At 60.3% G+C, this 23,061-nt stretch carries 17 protein-coding genes, 1 tRNA gene and 1 riboswitch; of the genes, 8 read left to right on the forward strand and 10 right to left on the reverse strand.

Translation table 11 applies throughout. From position 1 onward, the window contains the following. Positions 1 to 374: 374 nt before the first annotated feature. Complete coding sequence (locus ACILSL_RS08235; protein WP_395731526.1) at positions 375 to 1,922, forward strand: pyridoxal-phosphate dependent enzyme; 1,548 nt, start codon at positions 375 to 377, stop codon at positions 1,920 to 1,922. 38 nt (positions 1,923 to 1,960) lie between these two features. On the opposite strand, the gene ACILSL_RS08240 is transcribed toward ACILSL_RS08235, so the two are convergent. The 4 genes from ACILSL_RS08240 to ACILSL_RS08255 all read right to left on the reverse strand — a co-directional run bounded on the left by ACILSL_RS08240 (position 1,961) and on the right by ACILSL_RS08255 (position 5,025). After that, a tRNA-Gly gene (locus ACILSL_RS08240) sits at positions 1,961 to 2,034 on the reverse strand. Between the two features lie 62 nt (positions 2,035 to 2,096). Next, positions 2,097 to 2,552 (reverse strand): hypothetical protein, encoded by a 456-nt coding sequence (locus ACILSL_RS08245; RefSeq protein ID WP_395731527.1) that lies wholly within the window; start codon positions 2,550 to 2,552, stop codon positions 2,097 to 2,099. 119 nt (positions 2,553 to 2,671) lie between these two features. Next, complete coding sequence (locus ACILSL_RS08250; RefSeq protein ID WP_395731528.1) at positions 2,672 to 4,465, reverse strand: SPFH domain-containing protein; 1,794 nt, start codon at positions 4,463 to 4,465, stop codon at positions 2,672 to 2,674. 41 nt (positions 4,466 to 4,506) lie between these two features. After that, on the reverse strand, positions 4,507 to 5,025 hold the full coding sequence (locus ACILSL_RS08255) for a PH domain-containing protein (protein ID WP_395731529.1): 519 nt from the start codon (positions 5,023 to 5,025) through the stop codon (positions 4,507 to 4,509). Positions 5,026 to 5,375: 350 nt separating this feature from the next. Next, positions 5,376 to 5,545: riboswitch (cyclic di-AMP (ydaO/yuaA leader) on the reverse strand. A gap of 228 nt (positions 5,546 to 5,773) precedes the next feature. On the opposite strand from ACILSL_RS08255, the gene ACILSL_RS08260 reads away from it, so the two are divergent. The 5 genes from ACILSL_RS08260 to ACILSL_RS08280 all read left to right on the forward strand — a co-directional run bounded on the left by ACILSL_RS08260 (position 5,774) and on the right by ACILSL_RS08280 (position 12,754). Beyond that, entirely contained in the window at positions 5,774 to 6,904 is a 1,131-nt protein-coding gene (locus tag ACILSL_RS08260) for a tetratricopeptide repeat protein (protein ID WP_395731530.1), read from the forward strand. Positions 6,905 to 7,068: 164 nt separating this feature from the next. Beyond that, a complete protein-coding gene (locus ACILSL_RS08265; RefSeq protein ID WP_395731531.1) occupies positions 7,069 to 8,838 on the forward strand; it encodes a polyprenyl synthetase family protein in 1,770 nt (589 codons plus the stop codon). 41 nt (positions 8,839 to 8,879) lie between these two features. Then, the gene (locus tag ACILSL_RS08270) at positions 8,880 to 10,352 is read left to right on the forward strand and encodes a sulfatase (RefSeq protein WP_395731532.1); all 1,473 of its coding nucleotides are present in this window, start codon (positions 8,880 to 8,882) and stop codon (positions 10,350 to 10,352) included. 3 nt (positions 10,353 to 10,355) lie between these two features. Beyond that, positions 10,356 to 11,510 (forward strand): sensor histidine kinase, encoded by a 1,155-nt coding sequence (locus ACILSL_RS08275; protein WP_395731533.1) that lies wholly within the window; start codon positions 10,356 to 10,358, stop codon positions 11,508 to 11,510. Next, positions 11,507 to 12,754, forward strand: coding sequence for a sigma-54-dependent transcriptional regulator (locus ACILSL_RS08280; RefSeq protein WP_395731534.1), 1,248 nt, complete (start codon positions 11,507 to 11,509; stop codon positions 12,752 to 12,754). Before ACILSL_RS08275 ends, ACILSL_RS08280 begins: the two co-directional genes overlap by 4 nt. Before the next feature lie 184 nt (positions 12,755 to 12,938). Here ACILSL_RS08280 and ggt read toward each other — a convergent pair whose 3' ends face one another. Together ggt and ACILSL_RS08290 are read right to left on the reverse strand one after the other, a co-directional pair. Next, entirely contained in the window at positions 12,939 to 14,600 is a 1,662-nt protein-coding gene (gene ggt / locus ACILSL_RS08285) for a gamma-glutamyltransferase (RefSeq protein ID WP_395731535.1), read from the reverse strand. Positions 14,601 to 14,669: 69 nt separating this feature from the next. Beyond that, entirely contained in the window at positions 14,670 to 14,909 is a 240-nt protein-coding gene (locus tag ACILSL_RS08290; protein WP_395731536.1) for a PEP-CTERM sorting domain-containing protein, read from the reverse strand. A gap of 205 nt (positions 14,910 to 15,114) precedes the next feature. On the opposite strand from ACILSL_RS08290, the gene ACILSL_RS08295 reads away from it, so the two are divergent. Together ACILSL_RS08295 and lpxD are read left to right on the forward strand one after the other, a co-directional pair. Continuing rightward, positions 15,115 to 16,437, forward strand: a complete 1,323-nt coding sequence (locus ACILSL_RS08295) for a homoserine dehydrogenase (protein ID WP_395731537.1) — start codon at positions 15,115 to 15,117, stop codon at positions 16,435 to 16,437. Between the two features lie 75 nt (positions 16,438 to 16,512). Then, complete coding sequence (gene lpxD / locus ACILSL_RS08300) at positions 16,513 to 17,550, forward strand: UDP-3-O-(3-hydroxymyristoyl)glucosamine N-acyltransferase (RefSeq protein WP_395731538.1); 1,038 nt, start codon at positions 16,513 to 16,515, stop codon at positions 17,548 to 17,550. Positions 17,551 to 18,161: 611 nt separating this feature from the next. Here lpxD and ACILSL_RS08305 read toward each other — a convergent pair. The 4 genes from ACILSL_RS08305 to ACILSL_RS08320 all read right to left on the reverse strand — a co-directional run bounded on the left by ACILSL_RS08305 (position 18,162) and on the right by ACILSL_RS08320 (position 23,057). Further along, complete coding sequence (locus ACILSL_RS08305) at positions 18,162 to 18,908, reverse strand: CAAX prenyl protease-related protein (RefSeq protein ID WP_395731539.1); 747 nt, start codon at positions 18,906 to 18,908, stop codon at positions 18,162 to 18,164. 190 nt (positions 18,909 to 19,098) lie between these two features. After that, positions 19,099 to 20,388: an NAD(P)/FAD-dependent oxidoreductase gene (locus ACILSL_RS08310; protein WP_395731540.1), complete on the reverse strand. Its 1,290-nt coding sequence runs from the start codon at positions 20,386 to 20,388 to the stop codon at positions 19,099 to 19,101. A gap of 3 nt (positions 20,389 to 20,391) precedes the next feature. Continuing rightward, the gene (locus ACILSL_RS08315) at positions 20,392 to 21,762 is read right to left on the reverse strand and encodes a class I adenylate-forming enzyme family protein (RefSeq protein WP_395731541.1); all 1,371 of its coding nucleotides are present in this window, start codon (positions 21,760 to 21,762) and stop codon (positions 20,392 to 20,394) included. Beyond that, on the reverse strand, positions 21,759 to 23,057 hold the full coding sequence (locus ACILSL_RS08320) for an FAD-dependent oxidoreductase (protein WP_395731542.1): 1,299 nt from the start codon (positions 23,055 to 23,057) through the stop codon (positions 21,759 to 21,761). Before ACILSL_RS08320 ends, ACILSL_RS08315 begins: the two co-directional genes overlap by 4 nt. Between the last annotated feature and the right edge of the window lie 4 nt (positions 23,058 to 23,061).

The raw sequence follows: 23,061 nt of genomic DNA on the forward strand, positions 1-23,061 counted from the left end.
GCTGCTCAAACGCGGCAAGCCCTTCAAAGTCGCCATCACCGCAGTCATGCGCAAAATGCTCTGCGTCCTCAATCGCTTGATCGCCGATCCAAAATTCCAGCTTGCCAACTGACACAGTTGCTGTCTGTCGATCAGCGCTCCCCAATCCCCCTGGCAAGCGAATCAACCAAGTTGGTCTGAATAGCTTTCTCAAGCTCTGAAGACATGGTACAACCCAACGCCGTATTGTAGTCCGGCTTCAGCCGGAATCTGGAAGCTTTCTTCGTGCAAGCGGCTCCCAAGTGACTCCTCGTTCCACAGCTCATTCAGCCCTCCCATTGAAATAGCGAAACCTCTTGCTCAAGCATGCACGGCGGGAATGTATGCCCCCACGAATGGAACGCGAAAATCTGCCTCTCGACCGCCGCTTGCGGCAGGAAATCTTGTTTGCCCGTGAGCGGGTCTACCGCTTCGGCCAGCCCACGCCCATGGAGCGTCTCATCCTGCCCGGCTCCGAGCCTGGCCCCGAGATCTGGGTGAAGCGCGAAGATCTCTCCCCCGTGAAATGCTACAAGTGGCGCGGCGCCTGCAATGCCATGACCGAGCTCACCCCTGAGCAGCGCGCCAAAGGCGTCGTCACCGCCTCCGCCGGCAATCACGCGCAGGGCGTCGCCCTTGCCGCCAAAACCCTTGGTATCCACGCCCGCATTTACATGCCGCGCTCCACACCCAAGGTGAAACAAAACGCCGTGCTGCACCACGGCGGCGAATTTGTCCGCATCGTGCTCGCAGGCGACAGCTACGACGAAGCCGTCACCTCCGCGCGTCAAGATGAGCGCAGTAGCGGCGCGACCTATGTGCACGCCTACGATGACCTCAAAGTCATGGCTGGGCAGGGGACCCTCGCAGACGAGGTCGTGCTCTCCGGTCACGGTCCTTTCGATGCCGCCTATCTGCAAATCGGCGGCGGCGGCATGGCCTCGGCGGTTTCCTGCTGGCTCAAAACCTACTGGCCCCACATGGAGGCCGTCGGCGTGGAAGGCGTGGGTCAGGCCTCCATGAAAGCCGCGCTCGCCGCAGGCAAGCCCGTCGAACTCCATGACCTCGACATCTTCTGCGATGGCACCGCCGTCCGCAAAGCCGGCACCCACCCCTTCGGCATCTGCCAGCAGTCTCTGGATCGCGTCGCCACCGTTACCAATGCCGAGGTCAGCGCCGCCATTCGCGTGCTCTGGGAGACGCTGCGCTGCGTCTCAGAGCCCTCCGGTGCCATGGGGCTCGCCGCCGTGCTGAAAGACCGCGCCGCACTCGCAGGAAAGAAAGTCCTCATCGTCATCACCGGTGCCAACATCGACTTCCTCCAGCTCGGCCTCATCGCCCAGTCCGAAGGCTCCAGCAGCACCGCCTCACGCGCCCTGCGCGTGCGCATCCCCGAGCGTCCCGGTGCCATGCTCGCGCTGTTGGATTCCTGCTTCGAAGGCCTCAACATCGCCGACTTCCAGTACGGCCTCCACCGCTCCGACGAAGCATGGCCCGTCTTCACCGTCACATCGGAAAACGCCGAAAAGCTTGCTTCGCTGCCCTCACGTCTCGAGTCCGGCGGTTACCTTTGGGAGGACCTCACCGGTGCCGTGGATGTCGCCTTCCGCGCCATCCCCTTGCGTGGCGATCTCCTCATCCATCCCGTCTTCCTGCGCCTCGACTTCTACGAGCGCTCCGGTGCCCTCCACGACTTCCTCTCCCGTCTCATCCGCGATCGCGCCAGCCTCTGCTACTTCAACTACCGCCAGTCCGGCGAGCGCATCGGCCGCGCTCTCATCGGTCTCGATTTCCAAACCACCGCAGCCCGCGCCGCCTTTCTCAGCGAGCTCCCCGAGCACGGTGAAGGTTACCGCTCCTGCAAACCAGTGGACGACGCTGTGCTCGCGCGCATGACTGCCTAGCCTGCTGACTCGCTTTAAAAAGCGGCCTTGATGCTCGCTGGAGCGGGTGATCAGAATCGAACTGACGTATGATGCTTGGGAAGCACCTGCTCTACCATTGAGCTACACCCGCGACTCATTCGAGCCATAAGTGCAGTCTGGCTGGCTGAGGCGGTGTTGTCAAATGCGCTCCGCTCAGATTGACGGCGGCATCGGCGGCATCATGAGCGCACGGTTCATCCCGCCCCGGCCATAACTGGCGGAGGGCACGGACATAAACGCGTCTCGCTTCGAGGAGTATTCCCGGTACAAGCGGCTGTACGTGGCCGCGAGCCGCTGGTGCAGCGCCTCATTTTCCGGTGTCCGGCTCAGTTTGCGCACACTGTGGCGCAGGTGGTTCATGGCCTGCCCCACCCCCACATAGCGCACATCCGGACTACCGGGCGGCGGAGTTGAATTCGTGGAGCCAAACCTCGCAACCACCTGCGTGTCCTTACCTTTGGGGCCGAGCAGGTCGCTGGCCATCGACTCCGTGCCAAAGTCATCATAGGCAAACGGCAGACCGGGAATCGCGTTCAAGTTGGCGTCGCAGCCGGCCAGAAAAAGAATGCTGAAGCAGGCAAACAGAGCAACGAGCGGAAGCGCTTTCATGTGCTCCCCATACCACAGTTGGAACTGAAAGCGAATGCAGGAACGTGAAAACGGGCCGCGGAAATGAATCCGCAGCCCGCTGTTTTTTTCAGAGCGCCAGCTGGCACCGATGCTGCCTTTCAAGGCGTTTCCAGCGTGGAGATGGGCAGGGATGCACGTTGCCTGGTGAGCATGGCCATGAGCGCGTCAAGGATGCCGCTGCTGTTCGGCCCGCTGTTCACGAGCACATCGGGGACGACACGGAGGTTTTTGTCGGCGATGATTTGGAAGGCCTGGAGCATGCCGTACACATCGGAACCAAGGGCGGTCACGCCTGCTTGATAGGCATCGGCCTTGGCCTGGCCCGTGGCGCGGATGGCTTCCGCTTCACCGCTTGCACGCAGCCGGGTGGAGGCGGCTTCACCTTCGCTTTTTTTCACGGCAGCCGTGGCGTGGAGTTCGGCAATGTTGACCCCCTGCTCGGCGCTCACCACCTGGTTTTGGATGTCGGCCAGCGACGTCTGGCGCACGAGCTGCTGGCGCTGCTTCTCGGCAGCTTCCTGCATCTCATAGGTTTTGCGGCTCTCTTCCGCCAGCTTGCGGTCCGTCTGTGTTTTCATCAGCGATTCGGGCGGCGTGATGTCGCCGATCAACGTGTCGATCCCTTCCACGTCATATTCACGCAGCGCGGTTTCGATGTGGCTGGCGGCCTCCCCCTGGCGCTGGCTGCGGGCGCTCAGGAAGTCCAGCACCGTGTAGTCCTGCGCGGAGTTGCGGAAGTAATTGCCAACGATGGGCTGCAGCACGTGGTCGATGAGGTTTTGCAGCGATCCCGCGCGGCTGATCACCTTGGGGGCTTCGTTCGCACCAATGTGGATGATCTGCGAGACGTCGAGGTTGAAGGCGAAGCCGTCACGTGAGCGCACGGTGATGCTGCTGAGCTTCGCATCAAAGTGGTGCGCCTCCGTGCGCGTTGCCCAGTTCAGCACGATGTTGGTGGTCGGCACCAGTTCCACCCGCATGATGCGTGTGTTCACGGGATGTTTGCCCGGCAGCAGCGGTTTGCCCCAGACACCTTTATGGCCCACGTCTACGAGGTCGCCGTGCTTGAACTCGGGCCCGCTGATGTCGAGGTGCGCCTTGCCCACATAAGAGATCACGACACCGACGTGCCCGATCGGAATCTCAAACCTGGGCACCTGCTCGATCTGCGCGAACCACGGATTGATGTTCCACTGGCCGCTGAGAAGCACCTGCTCTTGCAGGCCTCGATGGCCGCCGGCATTCAGGAAGGCCTGCGCATTCTGAAAGTTGTCGTGGCCGGCTACGATGGCTCCAGCGATTTCGGTTTGCTCAATGGGCATGCCATCCAGCGTCGTGACGATGCCGACGAGATCGGGATCCACGTGGCGGATGCGCAGCAGCTGCGGTTCAAGCCCGTGCTGCTGGGCATTTTCGGACGTGATGATGTTGAAGAGCGCAGGATTGATGCGATACGAACCTGCGGTGATGACACCGAGCTGACGGCCTTTTTCACCTCCGTGTTTTAGAAAGGCGCGGGCATCCTGGAAGTGGTCACAATCCACCGTGCGTGCCAGGATGCGGCCGGGTGGAATGGCTGCGCCGGTTTTTGCGACGATCAAAGCCAGCTCTCCCTGCGGGACTCTGACCATGGGCACTTTCTCGATGTAGTACTGCACGATCCAGAAACCAAAGTGCAGGCCCGGGGCCAGCGTGTCGGCCTGGTAACCCGCTTCACCATTGAGTGCGATGATTTCACCGGGAGGCAGGTTTTTGAAGGCAAAGCGTTTGACGACCACGCCGACTTTGCTCTCCGGAATGTAAACGCAGGAGACAAAGTAAAAAATGACAACGCCGACGACTGAGAGCGTGATGAGCCAGTGCTCGTAAGCAAATAAGAGAATGGAGTTCATGATGGAGGTGAAAAATTCAGGGTTCAGGAGTTCAAACGGGTTCAGGCATGGAGATGGGCACTCACGGCACGCGCAAAAGCCTCAGGATCGTCAGGAGAAAGCACCGCCGTGCGGTTGTTCATATGCACGATCACCGTGCGGTTGAGATCCGTGACGTAGGCACGGAAATGCCCGAGCTGCCTGCTCCAGTAGAAGCCCGTGAAGGAAAACATGCCGCCATTACCACAGGTGCGGAAGCTGTGGCTCAGCGCCAGCGGCTCCAATTCGACGGAACGCACCTCAGTGAAGGGCAGCACGGTATTCCACCACAGGCGTTTGATGAGAATGCCGTCCTTCGTGAGCACGTAGCCGCGAATCACGAAAGGCAGCGCCCCCAGCGGTATGAGCAGCACGGCGGCGATGACCAGTCCACGAGAAGGCAGTGCTGGCAGGTTGAGGAATGGCGGCGTTTGCCGCCCGAGAGTGAGAACGATGGCCGCTCCAAGCGTCACTAGCGTCATGAAAATGGAGATGATGAGCAAGGTGCGGCCCCAGGGGGCTTTGAAGTGATGATGTGTCATGAAGATGTCAGATTTTTGAAATGGAGTTTCAGGGGGTGGGTTCATTCCGCGTGGCGGAGCGGTGCGCTTTCTTGATCAGCAGCGCTCAGCGCCTGCTCTGCGTCCAGGTCTTGTGTTTCACGGTCCGGTTCGTGGATCACATGAATCCAGTTCAGCAGTGGGAAAGGCGGCGGCGGTGCGCCCCGGGCAGATGGATTGACCAAGCCCTCAGTCATGGGGCTTCGGTTCTCTTGGCAGTTCATGGGTATGGGTCTCGAAGGCCCCCGGTGTGTGAACGGTTTCCCGCCCACTCGCGGGTGCGGTGGTTCTGGGGAGACCATGGTCCCGGCGCACTCGCGACGGGCATAGGATCGCCCTTCCAATGTCGCCTGCGAGGTTAGCTGTCGGACTGGTCCTTGGAAGTGGACTGGTCGGTGGTTGCCCACCATCCTTCGCCCCGCCCTGGGTCTTTCGACTCAGGGTGTTTGGGTCCCCCGCGCCACCACTCTGGAAGGAGCGGCAGCTTCGGCTGCGGGGTAATTCACGCATGGAAGAGGCGTTTTGTCAAAACGCCGGCCCAAGATAAACGATGAGCAGGCGCTTGACATGGGTGGCGGTTTTTTGCTTTTTCAGGTGAGGAGTCATCGCTTGGCCACGGCTTTTTTCCTGGCCTCCGGTCTGCTGCGCCTTGAGGGGAAGGGGCCGCCAATTTACCCCGCACCTGCATTTTGATGGTTGAGACGGCCCCGGCCAGACGTAATTTCGCTCCATGAAGCATGCGTCCACTTCCCCCTTCCTTGCCGGCCTCCTCGTTGCTTTGCTGTTTGCTGCTTCCACCCTGACGGCGCAGCAGACTCAGCGCGTTGATGAAAAGGATCTTCGAGACTGGGCTGATCGCGGGGATGCCGATGCTCAGTTCGAGCTCGGGTTGCGCATGATCACGGGTGAAGGTTTGAAGAAAAACCTCGAAGCAGGCGTGAAGTCCGTCGAGAAAGCAGCCAGGCAGAAGCACCTGCGCGCGCAGCATGTTCTGGGTACCCTTTATGAAGACGGGGTGGGAGTAAAAAAGGATCTCGCTAAAGCAGCAGAGTGGTACCGCAGCTCCGCCGAACTCGGCTTTGCCCTCTCTCAGCACAGTCTCGCCGCCATGTATGAGGAAGGCAAAGGCGTGAAGAAGGATGCCGCCAAGGCGGCCGAATGGTTCAAGAAAGCCGCCGATCAGGGAAATCCCCCTTCGCAGACCGCCTATGCTTCAAAACTCGAACGGGGCGACGGCATCGACAAAAGCTCGGCCAAGGCGGCTCTCTGGTACCTCAAAGCCGCCCAGCAGGACTTCGTTCCCGCCATGACGCGCCTGGCCAATCTCTACTACACCGGTCAGGGCCTGCCGGTGGATTATCGCCGTGCCGGGGCCTGGTATCGCCGTGCTGCACGCTCCGAAGATCCCTGGGCTTCCAACAATCTCGCCTGGTTCCTGGCCACCTGCCCCGAGGACAATTTGCACAATGGCGAAAGCGCAGTTCTCCTCGCCCGGCGTGCCTTGAAGCTCGTGGCCGAAGTCGTCCAGAGCGACGAGCAGCCTTATGAAATGATCGACACCATGGCCGCAGCTCTCGCCCGCAACGGCGAATTCAAAGAGGCTGAACTCTGGCAGAAACGCTGCATCACCCTCCTCAAAGAGGACAAAGATCTTCCTGAAGAAGATCGCAAAAAGCTGCAGGAGGAATTCGACACCCGCCTCAAGCTCTACCAAAAGGCCACCCCTTTTGCCGAGCCTGACCCCAAAGGTGAGGATGGTGCGGAGCCGCTCCCTCAGGACACCATTCTCCAGGACGAAGGACTCCCTGAATCCAATCCCAAGAAAACCACGCCTAAAGGCGGCCGGGGCACGGTGGTTTGAGCTTGGTTTTTGCCGCTGCTGCATGACTCCTGCGGCCAGTCCGTATCCTTTCGTGGCGCAAGATTTGCATGCTTTAGCGCAATATCTGCAAGACTAAGCCCCTCTTACACGGTTAAACCGCCCACCCTTTTCATCCGGCATTCTGCCACTTTCCCTTTCCTCTCATGTCCGCTGCCGTCGTCCGTTCTGCCGCTCTTCCTCCGCCCATTCCCGGTCTGAACCGCCGTATCCGCCAGCCGAAGAAAAACATCCCGCAGACCAAGCAGGATCGTGATCAAATCCTGGGCTGGGTGCGCGCCTATGCCGAGGAGCAGAAACTCGTCCCCCCGGTGCCCTTGGCAGATCTGCAGGGCCACACGGATAAAATCGTCGCGATCCATGCCATCGACAAGATCCACCGTGACTACGTCGGCGTGCTGCTCGCCAACGAAACCTGGCGCGAATCCCTCGCCACCGTGCCGTTTGAAAAGCGTCTGCTGCTGATGCCGAAGTGTCTCCGCGTCGAAAGCAAATGCCCGGCCCCCTTTGATGAATTCGGCCTGCTCTGCAAGCAGTGCGGCCTCTGCTCCATCCAGGATTTCCAGAACGAGGCTGAAAAGCTCGGCTACGCCGTGCTCGTCGCCGAAGGCAGCGCCATCGTCATGTCCCTCATCCAGACCGGCAAGATCGAGGCCATCGTCGGTATCTCCTGCCTGCCCGTGCTGGAGCGCACCTTCCCCTACATCGAAGCCGCCGCCATCCCCGCTGTCGCCGTGCCCCTCCTTCAGGACGACTGCATCGACACCCTCGTCGATATCGACTGGGTCTGGGATTACATCCACCTCACCAGCGACGACAAAACCCGCCGCCTCAATCTAAACGCTCTGCACGATGAGGTGAAGACTTGGTTCACCTTGGACTCTCTCAATGCACTCATGGGCCCCTCCCGTGGTCACAGCGACGACATCGCTCGTGAATGGCTCGCCCGTGCCGGCAAACGCTGGCGTCCCTTCCTCACCGTCGCCGCCTATCAGGCCCTGCGCGAAGACCCCGAAGGCCCCATCTCTGACACCGTCAAGAAAGCCGCCATCGCCGTCGAAATCTTCCACAAGGCCTCCCTCGTTCACGACGACATCGAGGACGGCGATGCCGAGCGCTACGGCGAAACCACCCTGCACACCGAGCACGGCATTCCCGTGGCTCTGAATATCGGCGACCTTCTCATCGGTGAAGGCTACCGCCTCCTCGCCGACAATGATGCCGCCGCCCACGTCCGTAGCGCTGCCATCCTTGTGGCCGCCGAAGGCCAGCGCGAACTCTGCATCGGTCAGGGCGCGGAACTCCTCTGGACCCGCCACCCCGTCGCTCTCAGCAGCACGCAGGTTCTCGAAATCTTCCGCAGCAAAACCGCCCCCGCCTTTGAAGTCGCCCTCAAGGTCGGTGCCGCCCTCGCCGGTCAGCTTGATGAATGCGCCGACGTTCTCCACACCTACAGCGAAAACCTCGGCATCGCCTATCAGATCCGTGATGACCTCGACGATCTCGGCGAAGACTCCGCCGCCGGCAACGAATGGAACATGCGCCCCAGCATCGTCCTCTCCCTCCTGCGTGAGAAAGGCAAAGGCGAAGTCAAAGACCAGATGGAAGCCCTCTGGAACGGCCTCGCCAAAACCAAGCCCGACAACGCCACCATCCGCGATTGGGCCCTCGACAGCGGTGCTCACGAGAAGGCCATGACCCTCCTCGAAAGCTACAAGGAAGCCGCCATCCGTTCCCTTCAGGAAGTCGAGCTCCCCAATCTCAAAGGCCTCCTCCGCCGCGTCATCGGCAAGATCTTCAACGAACTTGAGATCAAAGGTTGGTGCCGCGAATTCGAACAGCAGAATCTCAATCCCGAACTCCGCGCCGAAGCCGCCAAAGCCGCCGAGCACCTCGTGCCAAACGTGGCCTCTTAATGCTGCTATTTTCATCGGTCGAGCTTCGTTTGAAGCCGACCATGAAGTTGTCCCTCCTGTTTGTCGCTTTAGCCTTTGCCTCCATCCACGCCGCTGACTCGCGGCCCAATGTTCTTTTCATCGCCATCGATGATCAGAACGACTGGATCGGCTGCCTGGGCGGGCATCCTCAGGTGAAGACACCTGCCATCGATGCCCTCGCCAAGCGCGGGACCCTCTTCGCCAGCGCCCACTGCCAGGCCCCCTTGTGCAATCCTTCGCGCAGCTCGCTGCTTACCGGCCTCCGTCCCTCCAGCACCGGCATCTACGGCCTCGCCCCCGGCATCCGCGAAGTGGAGCAAACGAAGCACCACGTCACCCTCCCGCAGACCTTCACGCAGGCCGGTTATTTCACCTTCAACAGCGGAAAAATCTACCACGACGGCTCCATGCGCGGCGGCGATCAAAAAGCCGAGTTCAACGAATGGGGCAATCGCGGCCCCATGCCAAAGCCGAAGACTCCCATCGCCCATCTCCCCGGCCCGGATCGCCATCCCGCCATGGACTGGGGCGTCTTCCCTGAGAAAGACCAGGACAACGCCGACTGGAAGATCGCCGACTCCGCCATCGACGCCCTGAAGCGCGCCCCTGCCGATAAGCCTTTCTTCATCGCCGCCGGCTTCCGCCTCCCCCACGTCCCATGCTTCGCCTCCCAGAAGTGGTTTGATCTCTATCCCGATGCCACGCTCCAGATGCCGCCCGTCAAAGAAGACGATCGCGCCGATCTCCCCAAGTTCGCTGATTTCCTCACTTGGAAGCTCCCCGAGCCACGCCTCTCCACCCTGCGTAAATTCAACGAATGGCGCCCCCTCGTCCGCGCCTACCTTGCCTGCGTCAGCTTCATGGACAGTCAGGTCGGTCGCTTGATGAAGGAGCTCGAAGCCACCGGTCGTTTGGACAACACCATCATCGTCGTCTGGGGCGATCACGGCTGGCATCTCGGCGAAAAACTCATCAGCGGAAAAAACACCCTCTGGGAGCGCAGCACCCGCGTGCCCCTCATCTTCGCCGGCCCCGGCATCAAGCCCGGCCAGGTCTGCACCAGCCCCGTCGAACTCCTCGACATCTTCCCCTCACTCCTCGCCCTCGCCAAACTGCCCGCCCGCCCCGACCTCGAAGGCCACAGCCTCGTGCCCCAGTTTCAAGACGCCAGCGCACCCCGCGAATGGCCCGCTATCACCACCCACAATCAGGGCAATCACACCATCCGCACCCAGGACTGGCGCTACATCCGCTACGCCGATGGCAGCGAAGAACTCTACGACATGAAGAACGATCCCAACGAGTGGACCAATCTCGCCAAAGATCCTCAGCACACCGTCAAAAAAACCGAGCTCGCCAAGTGGCTCCCCAAGATCGACAAAGCCCCCGTCCCCGGCAGCAAGAGTCGCGTCCTCACCTACGATCCCACCACCGGCGAAGCCATCTGGGAAGACAAGCCGATTGATAAAAGCGCCCCGCTGCCGGAACCGTAAGGCGTGTCCGCCTCTCCCCACAAGCTCCGCCTCACCCTCGGCCTCGGCTTCCTCGCCTTCATCATCGCGGGCTCGCTGCTTCTCCTCGCATGGCTGCGTCAGCGCGAGCGCGAGGAGTCCAACCGCCTTTTTCTGACTCTGGCAAAAGCGAACGCCGAATCCGTCAGGCAGATGAACCTGCCTCGCAGCGAAAAGCTCGCCAGAAGCCTGAAGGAGTTGCTCGGGGTGAGCGTCGCGTTCCTTGATCGCGAGACCATGATGCAAGCCGTGGAATCAACGATTCAGTCCGAGATCAAAGACGGCAGTGTTGAGGATTTCAATGATCACCAGCAGTCCGTGGTCGTTGAACTCGATAAGCGCCACTACATGCGTTTTTCCAGAAACACGCCTGCATCCTCCCTCTCTCTCCGCGATCCCGCCACCCGCAACGCCTTCATCACCTTCTGGCTCATCTCCGCCCTCGTCGGCTGGCTCCTTGTCCGCGAGCGCCTCAAGCGCGCCCAGTCAGAGCGCCTCGCCATGCTCGGCCGCGTCGCCACCAGCCTCGCCCACGACATCAAGAACCCCCTCGCCTCCATCCAGCTTCATGCGCAGCTGATGACCCCGCAGAATGAGGAAGACGCCCAGGCCATCAAACTCATCGAAAACGAATCCGAAGTCATCGCCGGCCTCGTGAACCAGTGGCTCCACCTAGCGAATCCTCTCCCGCCGAAACTCACCAAGCTCGATCTCACCGACTGCATTCGCCGCGTCGTCAAAAACATGGAGCCCCAGGCCCGCCACGCCGGCGTTGAAATCACCCTCGACCTTCCATCTCCCGTCTTCATCATGGGCGATTCCCCAAGGCTCGCCCAAGCCATGCGAAACCTCGTCATCAATGCCATTCAGGCCATGCCTCGCGGTGGCAAACTCATGATCAGCGGCCAGTCCACCGGCTCATGGTTTGAGCTCCGCTTCGCCGACTCCGGCACCGGCTTTTCCGAACTCGCTCTGGCCCAGGGCACCGAGCTTTTCTTCACCGAAAAAGAAGGCGGCATGGGCGTCGGCTTGAACATCGTCTCCAGCATCATCACCGCGCACGGCGGCAGCTTAAAGTTGCAAAATGACCCCAAGGGTGGAGCGGTGATCATCGTGCTGCTCCCCTTGCTCCCTGCATGACTCCCGCCATCCTCATCATCGAAGACGAATACGCCCTCGCTGCGGCACTCTCCACGGTGGTGCGCCGTCTGGATGCCACGCCGGTCGTGGCCGCTTCAGGGCAGGGCGGGATCGACAAGCTCGCGGCGCAAACCTTCGCGCTCATCATTCTCGATGTCGGCCTGCCGGACATGAGCGGCCTGAAGGTGCTGGAGAAAATCCAGTCTCTTCCACAATCACCTCCGGTGATGATCATCACCGCCCACGGCACGCTGGACACCGCCCTTGAGGCAAAGCGTCTCGGCGCTCGCGAGTATTTCCTCAAGCCGCTCAATCTCGCCGACATCCAGCGCGCCATCCGCGAAGTCTTCGCACCCGTGAAGACCGGGCAGCAGACTGAAACGACCATGATCGGCAACAGCGAGCCCATGCAGCGTGCGTTCGCTGTCATCGCCCAGGCCAGTGGCAATGACGCACCCGTCCTGCTTCAAGGTCCCCCCGGCAGTGGCAAGAGCCTGGCTGCGCAGGTCATTCATCGCCACAGTGCGCGCTCTGAAAAACCGCTGATCGTGTTTCGTGCCGATGAATGGCCTGAAAATCGCGCCGAAGCCGCGTTGGATGATGCCATCAGCAGAGCAGGGGACGGCGTCCTCTTTCTTGATGAAATCAGCGTGTGGTCCAAGCCGCTGCAAGCGGCACTCATGAATCGCCTCAGTTCAGGCACGCTCAAGGCGCGCCTCTTCAGCGCATCCAGTCAGGAGACCGCACCTCACCTGCGTGAAGACTTGTTTTACGCGCTCGCAGTTCTGCAGGTCCTCCTGCCCCCCTTGCGCGAGCGCACCTCGGACATCCCGGCTTTGGCAGTTTCCTTTCTGGCTGGCCAGGTGCTCTCCGCTGAGGCTCTCGCCGCGCTCAAAGCCCACACATGGCCGGGCAATGTGCGCGAGCTGAAAACCGCCATGGCCCATGCCGCCGCCGTCTGCAGTGGCAGCACCATTCTTCCTCATCATCTTCCCGCCAGCATCGTGAAGCCGGGGGAAACCAGTCATCTCGATGAAACGATGAAGCGCGCTCTCGCCGCCTGGCTGGATCAAAAGACCACCGGTTCCGATGAAATGATGCCTGCCTACGATGCCCTGCTCGAAACGGTGGAGGCCACCATGCTGGACACCCTCCTCAAGCGCTTCGATGGCAAGCCCACCCGCCTCGCCACCGCCCTCAAAATGAACCGCGCCACCCTCCGCCGAAAACTCCGCGAAGAGTGAACCTCTTCCCTCATGGTGTGGTGAAACATTGGTTGGCGAAGTAGGGCCATGAACCCTGCCGCACTTCTCTGGCCAATTTGAAATTCTCAGTTTTCAGTTCCCAGTTTACAATCCTCAGAAGTGCCGTCTACGCGTCCACCGTCCTATGGACCTGAGTCCTTTGCCGCAGAAAACAGGCCCCCACTCACTTCCCATCCGCCTTCCCCGGCACGCGCGGATCATTCGCAGGAAAAAAGAGCTTTTTGTCCTTATCAAAATAGATCGCCTGGCACGCTCCAAATCCTTCCGACTCCGCCAGCTTGTGCCCCAGAGCCTTCACTCGCGAAAGCGTATCTTCGCCAAACGCCTTCTCAATCTTCAGCTCGTCCGGATTCCACTGGTGGTGAAATCTCGGCTCCGCCAGCGCCTCCGCCGGCAGCATCCCGTCATCAATGATGTGCGTCAGCAGCAGCAGCGCCTGCGTGATGATGGTGGGCCCGCCCGCCGCTCCGGTCACGATCACCGGCTTGCCATCCTTCAGCACAATCGTCGGGCTCATGCTCGAAAGGGGGCGCTTGCCCGGTGCCACCGCATTCGCCTCCGCGCCCACCAGCTTGAAGGCATTCGGAATTCCAGGCTGCACCGCAAAGTCATCCATCTGGTTGTTGAGCAGCACCCCCGTCCCGGGAATCACCACCTTGCTGCCAAAGCCGGTGTTGATCGTCTGATTCAGCGCCACCCAGTTGCCCTCGGCGTCCGCCGTGCAGAGGAACGTGGTGTGCTTGCCAAAGATGTCTCCCTCCCAGTGCGGCGGCATGTTGTGCCCTGAAACGGCGGTGGCGTGATCCAGATCAATCTTCTTCGCCAGGTCCGCCGCATAAGCAGGATCCACGAGGCCCTTCGGCACCGGCGCAAAATCCGGATCCCCCAGCCAGTACGCACGATCCGCAAACGCCAGCTTCATCGCTTCCGTGATCACATGAATCCGGCTGCTGGCGCGGAAGTGGCGGATTGGGAAATGCTCCACAATATTGAGGATCTGCGCTACATGCACTCCGCCCGAACTCGGCGGCGGCATCGTGATCAGGTCGTAGCCACGATACTTCGAGCGGATCGCCGCACGCTCAGGCGCTTGATAGCTGGCGAAGTCCTGCGCCGTCATGAGCCCACCGTTGGCCGCCATCCATTCAGCAGTCCTTTGGGCGAATTCACCAGCGTAGAACCATTCGACCCCGTTTTCCGCCACAGACCGGTAAGTTTTTGCGAGGTCGTTTTGGATCAGCCGCTGACCTTTCTCCAGTGGCTTGCCATCCTTGATGAAGATGGCGGCTGAGGACGGAAACTTTGCGAGTTTGGCCGCCGTGGCCGCGAGCTTGCGCGCATACACCGCATCAATCTCAAATCCCTTTTCCGCAATGTCAGCGGCTGGCAGCAGCACATCGGCCAGCTTGAGTTTGCCATGCTTCGCCTGGGCCGTTGCACAGGCCTTCAGGTAGCCGGGCACTCCGGAGGCCAGTGCGCCCGTCTTACTGGCTTCATCGTCCAGTTTGCCATCGATCACATACATGTCGCGGCTTGCCTTGGCCGGCGCCATTTCACGGCCATCGATGCACGTCACCGTGCCATCTGCCGCATGAATGACAAAGAAGCAGCCCCCGCCGATGCCGGAGTTGTGCCCATCCACCACGCCCAGCGTCAGTCCCGCTGCAATGGCCGCGTCGATGGCATTGCCACCCTTTTCAAACGCCTGCTGGCCCGCCTCAGTCGCCAGGGGGTGCACCGTCGCGATGGCATGTTTCGCAAAGGCTGCATCCACGGCGGACAGTGCCGGTTGAGCTAGCAGGACAAGGGCGGCCAGGACTTTCATACCACGGATGCTAGTCGCGGCGGCGGATGCGTCGAATCAAAAAGACACGCCAAGTGAGATGGACTGTCTTCAGGACTGTGCACTGCGCTTCCAGCTCAGCCATGCGTGGCGGTAGGTGAAAGCCATGGCCATGATGCCTGCAAACATCATCAAAGCTCGGCTGGGTTCTGGCACCGCAATCACACTGCTGATGGCAGTTCCCGGCACTGTGAGATCCAGCGTTCTTGCCTGGTCAGGTTCCGTCGCTCCCACAGCCACGGCGGCAGCTATGCTGCTGGCTAACCAATAACTAAAGGAACGGAAGGACATGGATTTGAATTAATCTTTATCAGGTCCCCCCCGGGTCGAACAAGAATTTTTTTGTTCCGAAATTGATGCAGAAGGCTCAATTTCAGTTCTTTGCTTGGTGCCATGTAGGAGATTTGCTGAGTTTTGCATTGCCCGCCTTCTCGCTTGCGCGTTCCCTGTGCCTCCGCCATGACTACGGCCCCCCATCTCCGGCATCTTATCCATCATGTCTAACGTCAGTACTCCGCGTGTCATCAACATAGGCTTGGCCGGTTTAGGCAATGTGGGGGCTGGAGTGTTCAAGAATCTCCAAAAGAATCGCTCCCTGATCAGTCAGCGCATCGGTGCCGAACTCCGTGTCTCCAAAATAGCCGTCCGTGATCTCTCCCGCCCGCGGGATATTGAGGTGCCTGCGGAATTGCTCACCACAGATTGGAAGGTGCTCGTCAATGATCCTGCCATTCCAGTCATCGTCGAACTCATCGGTGGCACGACCACCGCCTACGATCTCGTGGCCGCTGCCTTGCGAGCCAGGAAAATCGTCGTCACCGGCAACAAGGCCCTGCTCGCGGAGCGCGGAAAAGAATTGTTCGCCCTGGCCGAGGAATGCGGCGTGCCGATTTACTTTGAGGCGGCGGTCGCAGGCGGAATTCCCATCATTCAGGTCCTGCAGGAAGGACTGGTTGGAAATCACATCCGCTCCATTCACGGCATCATCAACGGCACCTGCAATTACATCCTCACCCGCATGTCCCAGGCTGGTCTCAGCTATGCAGATGCTTTGCAGGAGGCTCAGGACAAGGGCTATGCCGAGGCAGATCCCACCCTCGATGTCAGCGGATGGGATGCCGCTCACAAGGCCATCATTCTGGCTTCCTTGAGCTATGGATTCTGGATTCCGCAGGACAAAGTCTATGTGGAAGGCGTGGATCGCGTCAGCATCACCGATTTCCGCTTTGCTGAACGTCTTGGCTACACCATCAAGCTGCTTTCGGTCATCCGCGCAGACGAAAACGGCCTCGTCGAAGTGCGCACGCAACCCTCCTTGGTGCCGCTCTCTCATGTCCTTGCCAATGTAAGCGGTGCCTTCAATGCGGTGCTCGTGAACGGTGATGTCGTCGGCGAAACCCTCTTCTACGGACGCGGTGCCGGTCAGGATCCGACCAGCAGCAGCGTCATCAGCGATCTCTGTGAAGCCGCCGCCGTTTTGCTGCATGGCGCCCGCCACAGCGGCTTTGTTCCGCACGGCCTTTACGGCAAGTCCAAGCCCATGGATGACACCGTTTCGCACTACTACCTGCGGCTGACGGTTGACGATGTTCCGGGTGTCCTGGCTCAGGTCGCCACAGCACTTGGAGAGCGCGGCATTGGCATTTCTTCCATGATCCAGCCGGAGGATCTTGAAGACACCAGTGGCGAAACCTCGCTCGTGCTCATGATCCACGATGCACGTCTGGGAGACATGAAGGCGGCTCTCGAGGCCATCAGCCGGCTCAAGTGTGTGCGCTGCGCTCCAAGCTGGATGCGCGTGGAAACTTTGCAGGGCTAGTGGTTGGATGAGCAAATCTAACGCCGATCAAAAATGGGCGTGGAATGCAGCTCTATCCATGAGATGATGCATTCCATGAAAATCGCTCTCTCCAATCTCGCCAGCCTTGTCGGAGGGACTGTTTTGTGCGGTGATCCCGCCGGGCAGATCACAGGTTTTGCATCCTTGAAGGAAGCCATGGCTGGAGATTTGAGTTTTTTTAACGATCCACGCTACAACGAGAGGCTGGTGAACACGAAGGCCAGCGCCATCCTTGTGCCCCTGGGGTGGAAAGAGTTTCCGCCAAACGCCTCCTGCATCGAAGTCGCGGACCCTTCACGCTCCTTTGAAAAGATTGTGGAAACTTATGGCTTCCAGCCCGCCCCCTTTGCGCCCGGAGTACATCCTTCCGCTGTGGTCGCTGACGGTGTCAAATTCGATCCCGCGCATGTGTGTATTGGGCCCAACGCCGTCATCGAAGCCGGAGTCGAACTCGGGGATGAAGTCGAGGTCGGCCCCGGTTGTTTTGTCGGCCGCAATGTCATCATCGGCAAAGGCTCCCGTCTCCATGCAAACTCCACCGTGCATGCCGAATGCATTCTCGGAGAAAATGTGTTTCTTCATTCCGGTGTCGTCATCGGTGCCGATGGTTTCGGTTATGAATTCGGTCACGGACGCCATCGCAAAGTGCGTCAGGCCGGCATCGTGCAGATCGACAACGATGTGGAGATCGGCGCTGGCAGCACCGTGGATCGTGCGCGTTTTGGCCGCACCTGGATCGGAGAGGGAACCAAGATCGACAACCTCGTGCAGATCGGGCACAACGTCGTCATTGGCAAACATTGCATCATCGTCGCCTGCACCGCCATTGCCGGCAGTGCGGTCATTGGGGATTATGTGGTGATCGCCGCCCAGGTCGGCATCGCCGGGCATGTTCATGTGGGCTCCCAGAGCACCCTCGCCGCACGTTGTGGAGTCACCCGTGATCTCCCAGGTGGAAAGACCTATCTGGGCTTTCCAGCGATCCCCTCCGGAGAAGAAAAGCGCCGCCTCGCCGGCATCAACCGGCTGCCTCAGCTCGTGGCACGTGTGAAAGAACTCGCCGCCCAGATTGCCGGCACCAAGCCAGCCTGATCACCCCAGGAGCCCCCGCTAACAGCCTGCTGAAAAGCTTCATCAGCATCTGAGCGACAACGCCCCATCTCCTGCAGGAGAGGGATCATTCTGATCCCTCATCACTCCGCTTCCTCCATCGCTCCGAACAGGCATCAAACTCAGCACCAAAAGCACGTCCGTTCGTCCTCCTGCGCAACGCATTGCGCTGACAGGAGAGGGATCACGTTCTCTGCTCCCTCTGCATCTCTGCCCCTCTGCGGCAAAATCGAACGTCTCATCGACTTCGAAACAAAATGTCGCCGAACCCTCTTTTCGAATATCCGTTTTGGAAAATCCTGTAGCCCCCACGGCTCGTCGTTTGTGCATCACCTGACGCGCGCTCTCACACGATGCTTTCGCAGCATGCCAGTCCTGAAGGGACTGCGGAACATAGAGCATTTTAAATAAAAATGTGGCCTCATCTGGGTTGAAAAATCCAAAGCTATCGCGAGGGCGACAGCAAAGTGGTCCGCACAGTCCCCTGTGCGGCGCTCCGCCACACCCATCAAATCCGCGTCCACCGCCGCCGCCCCATTAAGCTATAATATAATTTAAAATGCTCTAGCCTTGGGCCATGCAGCCCCCCCCGCTCACCAGAAACCCCACTGCTGCGTCTTCATCACATAAAGACCCAGCGCCAGATTCCCCACCGCGTGCATGAACACACACGCCCCCAGGCTCTTCGTGCGCACCGCCACAAAATAAACCAGCGCCCCCCACACGAACGCCCCCAGATAGTCCTCCGTGTTGTGAATCAGCATCACCGCCAGCGTCACAATCCAAAACACCTTCCACCCGTGCGTGCCAAACGGAACGCGTTCAAACCGCCCGTCCTCCGTCATCAAATAGCGCATCAAAAAACCGCGCCAAAACAACTCTTCCACAAACGGCACCACCAGCACCATGCGCGCAAAGCGCATGCCCACCACCAGACTGAACCACAGCGGTGACGCCTGCGCGATCATCGGATCAAAACCCTCCTTGCGCTCCGCAAGTCCCAGCCAGTTCCACCACCCAGCCGGCTCATGCCCCTGCTGGATCAGGCTCTCACGCAGCACCGACGGCGCCACCCACACAGCGATTCCAACAAGCCCCAGTGTGAACGCCAGTCCTAGACCCCGCCACGGTCTGAACGTGTAGTGCTGCCGAAACCACACCAGCGCTATGCCGCAAATCACCGTTTGCAGCGGATAGGCCCAGTGCTCCGGCGCACGCACATGCCACGGCAGTTCGGAATTCTCGATGCGGAAAAGCCCGGGCACACCATTCAGCAGCGTGAACAGCAGCAGCGGCAGCACATAGGCTGCAGTGGAGGAGGCGCGCAGGCGTGCAAACATCACTTCAGTCAGGTGAGTGTATTTTGAAGGGATCTCGCACCCTCTCCGGCTAGTCGCAGGATGCGGCCAAACAGCGAATCCCCTCGCCCCCTCGACGATGTGGCAATGCCCAGGATATCCATGGGGGAGAGACCGGGTGAGGGGGGCATCCCCATCCTGACGAAGCGCAGAAACGATGGTTTGAAATGTTTCACGGCAGCGCCAGATCCTTCGCACGGTCATTGTTCAGCAGCCACTTGGAGCAGCCCTTCAAATACATCCGGTTCCAGACGGAGAGCGTGCCAGCACCCGTCGCCATCAGCGCGATGGTCCGGTTGGAAATAAACTCCATCATGTTGCTGAAGCGGCCGGGATGGTCCGCCTTGAGCTGCGTGCCGCGTTCATAAAAAGCCACGATGCGGCCGTCGTAAAAATACTCGATCAGCTCATGCCACGCCTCATGCCAGGCACGCTGGCGCTGCTCATAGCGGCCCAGCTCCTTGGCCAGCCGCTCCGGGGAATCCAGCAGCTTCTCGCCATGCTTGGCAAACATCGCGCTCAGAGACTCAGCCGAGTCGAGCGCCAGAAACACCCCGGGCGAAAGCATCGGATCCACAAACCCAAACGCATCTCCTGCCGACACCCAGCCCGGACCCTGCGCGCGGTCTGAAATGAGCTGATAGTTGGTGTAGGTGTAAACATCCGTCACGCGCTTCCGGTTGGCCGTCAGCGGTGAAAGCACCGGATCAGTCGCCAGTACTCGGTCGAGCCGTTCTTCACCATTCGAGCCAAACTCCGGCAGCGCCTTGGGATTCATCACAATGCCAAAGCTCAGTTTGTCCGGCAGCGGAATCCGCCAGCTCCAGCCCCAGGGGTGATACATGATCGCAATCTGCCCCGGCTCATACGGATGTTCGATCCCGGTGAAGTGTGCAAAGTGCGCCGTGTCCCGGCGCTGCCCGGTCGCCGCCTTGATCCCCAGCAGCTTCGCCGACGTGCGCGCGCGTCCGCTGCAGTCGATGACCAGATCCGGCTTCGCGCCGTCGCAGAAACCGCCAGCCTCCAGCGCCGCCACATCCAGCTCCAGCTCCGGTGTGCCACCCGGATGCGCCACCAGTCCGGCACGGTGTTTCACAAACTTCACCCCCAGCTCCTTCGCGTAATCCTTCAACACATCATCAAACTCAGGGCGCGGTACATTGTAGGCATACGGCGGCAGGCGGCCTTCCACGGACTTGAAATTGAAATTCATGCGCGTGCCCAGATGGTGCAAAAAGCTCGCACCCGGCTTGAACTGAGAGATCGCAGCCACCCGGTCTTCAATGCCCATCCGTTGCAGAATCGCCACAATCGCGGGAATCAACGACTCGCCCACCAGCAGCGCCGGACGTTTCTCATCATCATAGACCAGCGTCTGGATGCCCTGCTTGGCGAGCATCGCTGCAAGCGCGCTGCCGGCAGGTCCGGCTCCGAGAATGGCAATGCGGGGAGATGGGTTCATGAGTCAATAGCGGCGGAGTTTGCCGCTGGCAGTCAGCGGCAGTTCGGAAACGAAGGTGTAGAACAGCGGCACTTTGTAGGCGGAGAGTCGCTGCTGGCAAAGTTTTCTCAATTCAATCGCCGCTGGCGGCGCCTCGGCGTTTTGCGGAATGATTTCTGCCGCAGGCATGGCTCCCAGTGCGGGATGGGCGCGCCCGGACACACGAGCGGCCTTGACCCCCGCATGGCTGCACAGCACCGCCTCCACCTCTTCAGGAAAGCACTTCAATCCACCCACATTGATCACGCTGCGCACCCGCCCTCGCAGATACAAACAGCCGTCCTCATCCATCTCCGCAATGTCTCCTGTCGCGAACCATCCGTCTCGCAAAACACTTTCGCGCGGCTGCCACGGCGTCAGATACGCATCAAACACTCCCGGCCCGCGTAGCATCAGCTCACCGTCATCCAGCTTCACCTCAAACGCTGGCAGCGGCTGGCCGATGGAAGTCGGCTTGTCCTTCGCATGCTTCAAATTCAAAATCGGCAGCCCCGCTTCGATGATGCCCATGCCCTGCGTCAGATGCAGCCCGGTCTTGCTGGCAAACAACTCCGCCACTTCAGCCGTCAGCGCAAACGCCGTCGAAACCGCGAGCCGCAGCGCCCCCAGACGCTCAGCGTCTGGCAGGCCTGACAGCATCGTATAATGGTAGGGCGATCCATACATCACCGTCGCCCCATGCGCCTGCATCATCTCCAGCATCACCTTGGGATCACTCGCCGGCGCAAGGATCGTCGTGGCTCCGTGATACAAATAGAGCACGATGGAAACCGCAAAGTGATGCGCCATCGGCAGCACCCACAGCACGCGATCCTGCGGCCCGATGCGCAATCCCTCGTTCGCCGCCGTGATGCGCGCCAGCAGCGTCTCATGTGAAATCACGATCCCCTTCGACGCTCCCGTGGTTCCGCTGCTGAAACGAATGAACGCCGGGTTCAAAGCCTCCAGCGCCGCTTCATCAAAAGCCGGCGGCGTATCATGCACCACCGCTTCCACACGCCACTCCTCCGCACTCTGCGCATGCACGATGGCATCCATCGCCGTCGCTTTGCCCAGTTGCTCACGCTCGCTGACCGTCAACTCATGCGGGATCGGAACAAAGCACGCGTTCTGCTGCAAAATCGCCAGCGCCACCACGATGTAGTCCGCTCCGCTCGGAGCATTCAATCCAATGCGCGGCCGCGCCTTCTTCGGCCAGTTCGGGTCGTCATTCAGTCGCTGTGCGCAGTTCTTCATGCGCGCCTCCAGTTCACCAAAGGTGAGTTGCAGTTCCGGGCTCACCACCGCTGAATGCGTGGGAGTGCTGCGTGCAAAAATAAGATCGACGATGTTCACTTGGCGGGTTCCAGTTGGCTCAAAATGCTTCGCACCTGCGGTGCCAGGTCAGCGGTGTCTTGTTCAGGAAAAGTCGCGGCAATCCCCGCCGCTTGGCCCGTGGCCAGCGCCGTGCCCATGACCCGCGTGCTCGCCTGCGCCCGATGCGTCGTGGAAATGCAGCGTCCCGCGATGAACACATTCCGCAAATCACGCGCCCTTAGCGCCCCCAGCGGAATGCCACAGGCCTTCGCTTCCTTCGGATACAGCAGACGCGGCCCCCTCGCTGTTTCCCGCAGCTCCATGGGCCACGTCGCATTCGCCACCGCATGCACATCGCTCCGGCTTTCAAGAATGTCGTCTTCCGTCAAAGTCGCTTCGCCAATCCATCTCCGGCTTTCCCGGATGCCAGCACGCACCGGCAGGGTCGTGATCCGCGCTTTGGCAAAACCCTCAAGCGCTGTCTTCAAATGCTCCACAATCGCATAAGCCACCTCGCGCCCCTGCATCTCAACCCACGTCAGACTTCGGGCATCCGTCGCATCAAACACGCACTCCGGCGAGTCACCCGTCAGATCCAGCGTTAGAAACGCCTCGTTCAAAACAGTGCTGCTTCTGAAGTGCGCACCCGCAGCTTCCGCCGGCAGCTTCTTCTCCTGAATCGCCCGTGCCAGGCATCCCGCAATTTTCAACGGACCATCGCCACTGAGGGCGGCGGCATCCACATCACCCAGCCCGACAATGTAGGCCGGACGTTGAAGCTCGTTTGCCGAAGTCGAATCCCACGGCTGTTTCGCCAAAGGGGCTAGCACCGCATCACCACTCGCATCGACTAGACTGCGCGGCTGCAGCGTCCAAGCCGTGCCGCGACATTGCAAAGTGACTTCCGCGATGCGCCTTTCTTCGACCCGGCATCCGGCCACCTCAGTATGCAGTAAAACCCGTAAGTTTTGCTGAATCCGACACAGGCTGTCAAAGAACAAAGCCAGTCTCATCGGCTGATGCATCAGCACATCCACCCGTCCCATCCGCACCGGTCCATGACCAATGCCCTGAGCCCGCATCTCACGTTCCAGTTCCACCACCAACCCAGGATTAGCTACGCGTGGCACCACACCAGGAGTCGGCAGATCATACAAACCGCAGAACGAATGCACCAGTGAAGCCGTGCCAGCCCCTCCCAAAATTCCATGACGTTCCACGAGCAGCGTGTTCATGCTCCGACGTGCGGCGGCCAGCGCTGCGGCCACGCCCGCACTGCCACCGCCGATGACGAGAACGTCAGGGTTCGTGGTGATGGCGTTGGAATCGGGCATGCAG

Origin of the sequence: Prosthecobacter sp. (assembly GCF_044222345.1) — a bacterium.
In the GTDB taxonomy this organism is placed as follows: domain Bacteria; phylum Verrucomicrobiota; class Verrucomicrobiia; order Verrucomicrobiales; family Verrucomicrobiaceae; genus Prosthecobacter.

What these genes read in the sequence shown, in the direction of transcription:
- ACILSL_RS08250 (WP_395731528.1), bottom strand. Translation starts at nt 4,465, where the DNA reads ATGAACTCCATTCTCTTATTTGCTTACGAGCACTGGCTCATCACGCTC.
- ACILSL_RS08270 (WP_395731532.1), top strand. Translation starts at nt 8,880, where the DNA reads ATGAAGTTGTCCCTCCTGTTTGTCGCTTTAGCCTTTGCCTCCATCCAC.
- ggt (WP_395731535.1), bottom strand. Translation starts at nt 14,600, where the DNA reads ATGAAAGTCCTGGCCGCCCTTGTCCTGCTAGCTCAACCGGCACTGTCC.
- ACILSL_RS08245 (WP_395731527.1), bottom strand. Translation starts at nt 2,552, where the DNA reads ATGAAAGCGCTTCCGCTCGTTGCTCTGTTTGCCTGCTTCAGCATTCTT.
- ACILSL_RS08310 (WP_395731540.1), bottom strand. Translation starts at nt 20,388, where the DNA reads ATGAACCCATCTCCCCGCATTGCCATTCTCGGAGCCGGACCTGCCGGC.
- lpxD (WP_395731538.1), top strand. Translation starts at nt 16,513, where the DNA reads ATGAAAATCGCTCTCTCCAATCTCGCCAGCCTTGTCGGAGGGACTGTT.
- ACILSL_RS08260 (WP_395731530.1), top strand. Translation starts at nt 5,774, where the DNA reads ATGAAGCATGCGTCCACTTCCCCCTTCCTTGCCGGCCTCCTCGTTGCT.
- ACILSL_RS08235 (WP_395731526.1), top strand. Translation starts at nt 375, where the DNA reads ATGGAACGCGAAAATCTGCCTCTCGACCGCCGCTTGCGGCAGGAAATC.
- ACILSL_RS08295 (WP_395731537.1), top strand. Translation starts at nt 15,115, where the DNA reads ATGTCTAACGTCAGTACTCCGCGTGTCATCAACATAGGCTTGGCCGGT.
- ACILSL_RS08280 (WP_395731534.1), top strand. Translation starts at nt 11,507, where the DNA reads ATGACTCCCGCCATCCTCATCATCGAAGACGAATACGCCCTCGCTGCG.
- ACILSL_RS08290 (WP_395731536.1), bottom strand. Translation starts at nt 14,909, where the DNA reads ATGTCCTTCCGTTCCTTTAGTTATTGGTTAGCCAGCAGCATAGCTGCC.
- ACILSL_RS08320 (WP_395731542.1), bottom strand. Translation starts at nt 23,057, where the DNA reads ATGCCCGATTCCAACGCCATCACCACGAACCCTGACGTTCTCGTCATC.
- ACILSL_RS08265 (WP_395731531.1), top strand. Translation starts at nt 7,069, where the DNA reads ATGTCCGCTGCCGTCGTCCGTTCTGCCGCTCTTCCTCCGCCCATTCCC.
- ACILSL_RS08305 (WP_395731539.1), bottom strand. Translation starts at nt 18,908, where the DNA reads ATGTTTGCACGCCTGCGCGCCTCCTCCACTGCAGCCTATGTGCTGCCG.
- ACILSL_RS08255 (WP_395731529.1), bottom strand. Translation starts at nt 5,025, where the DNA reads ATGACACATCATCACTTCAAAGCCCCCTGGGGCCGCACCTTGCTCATC.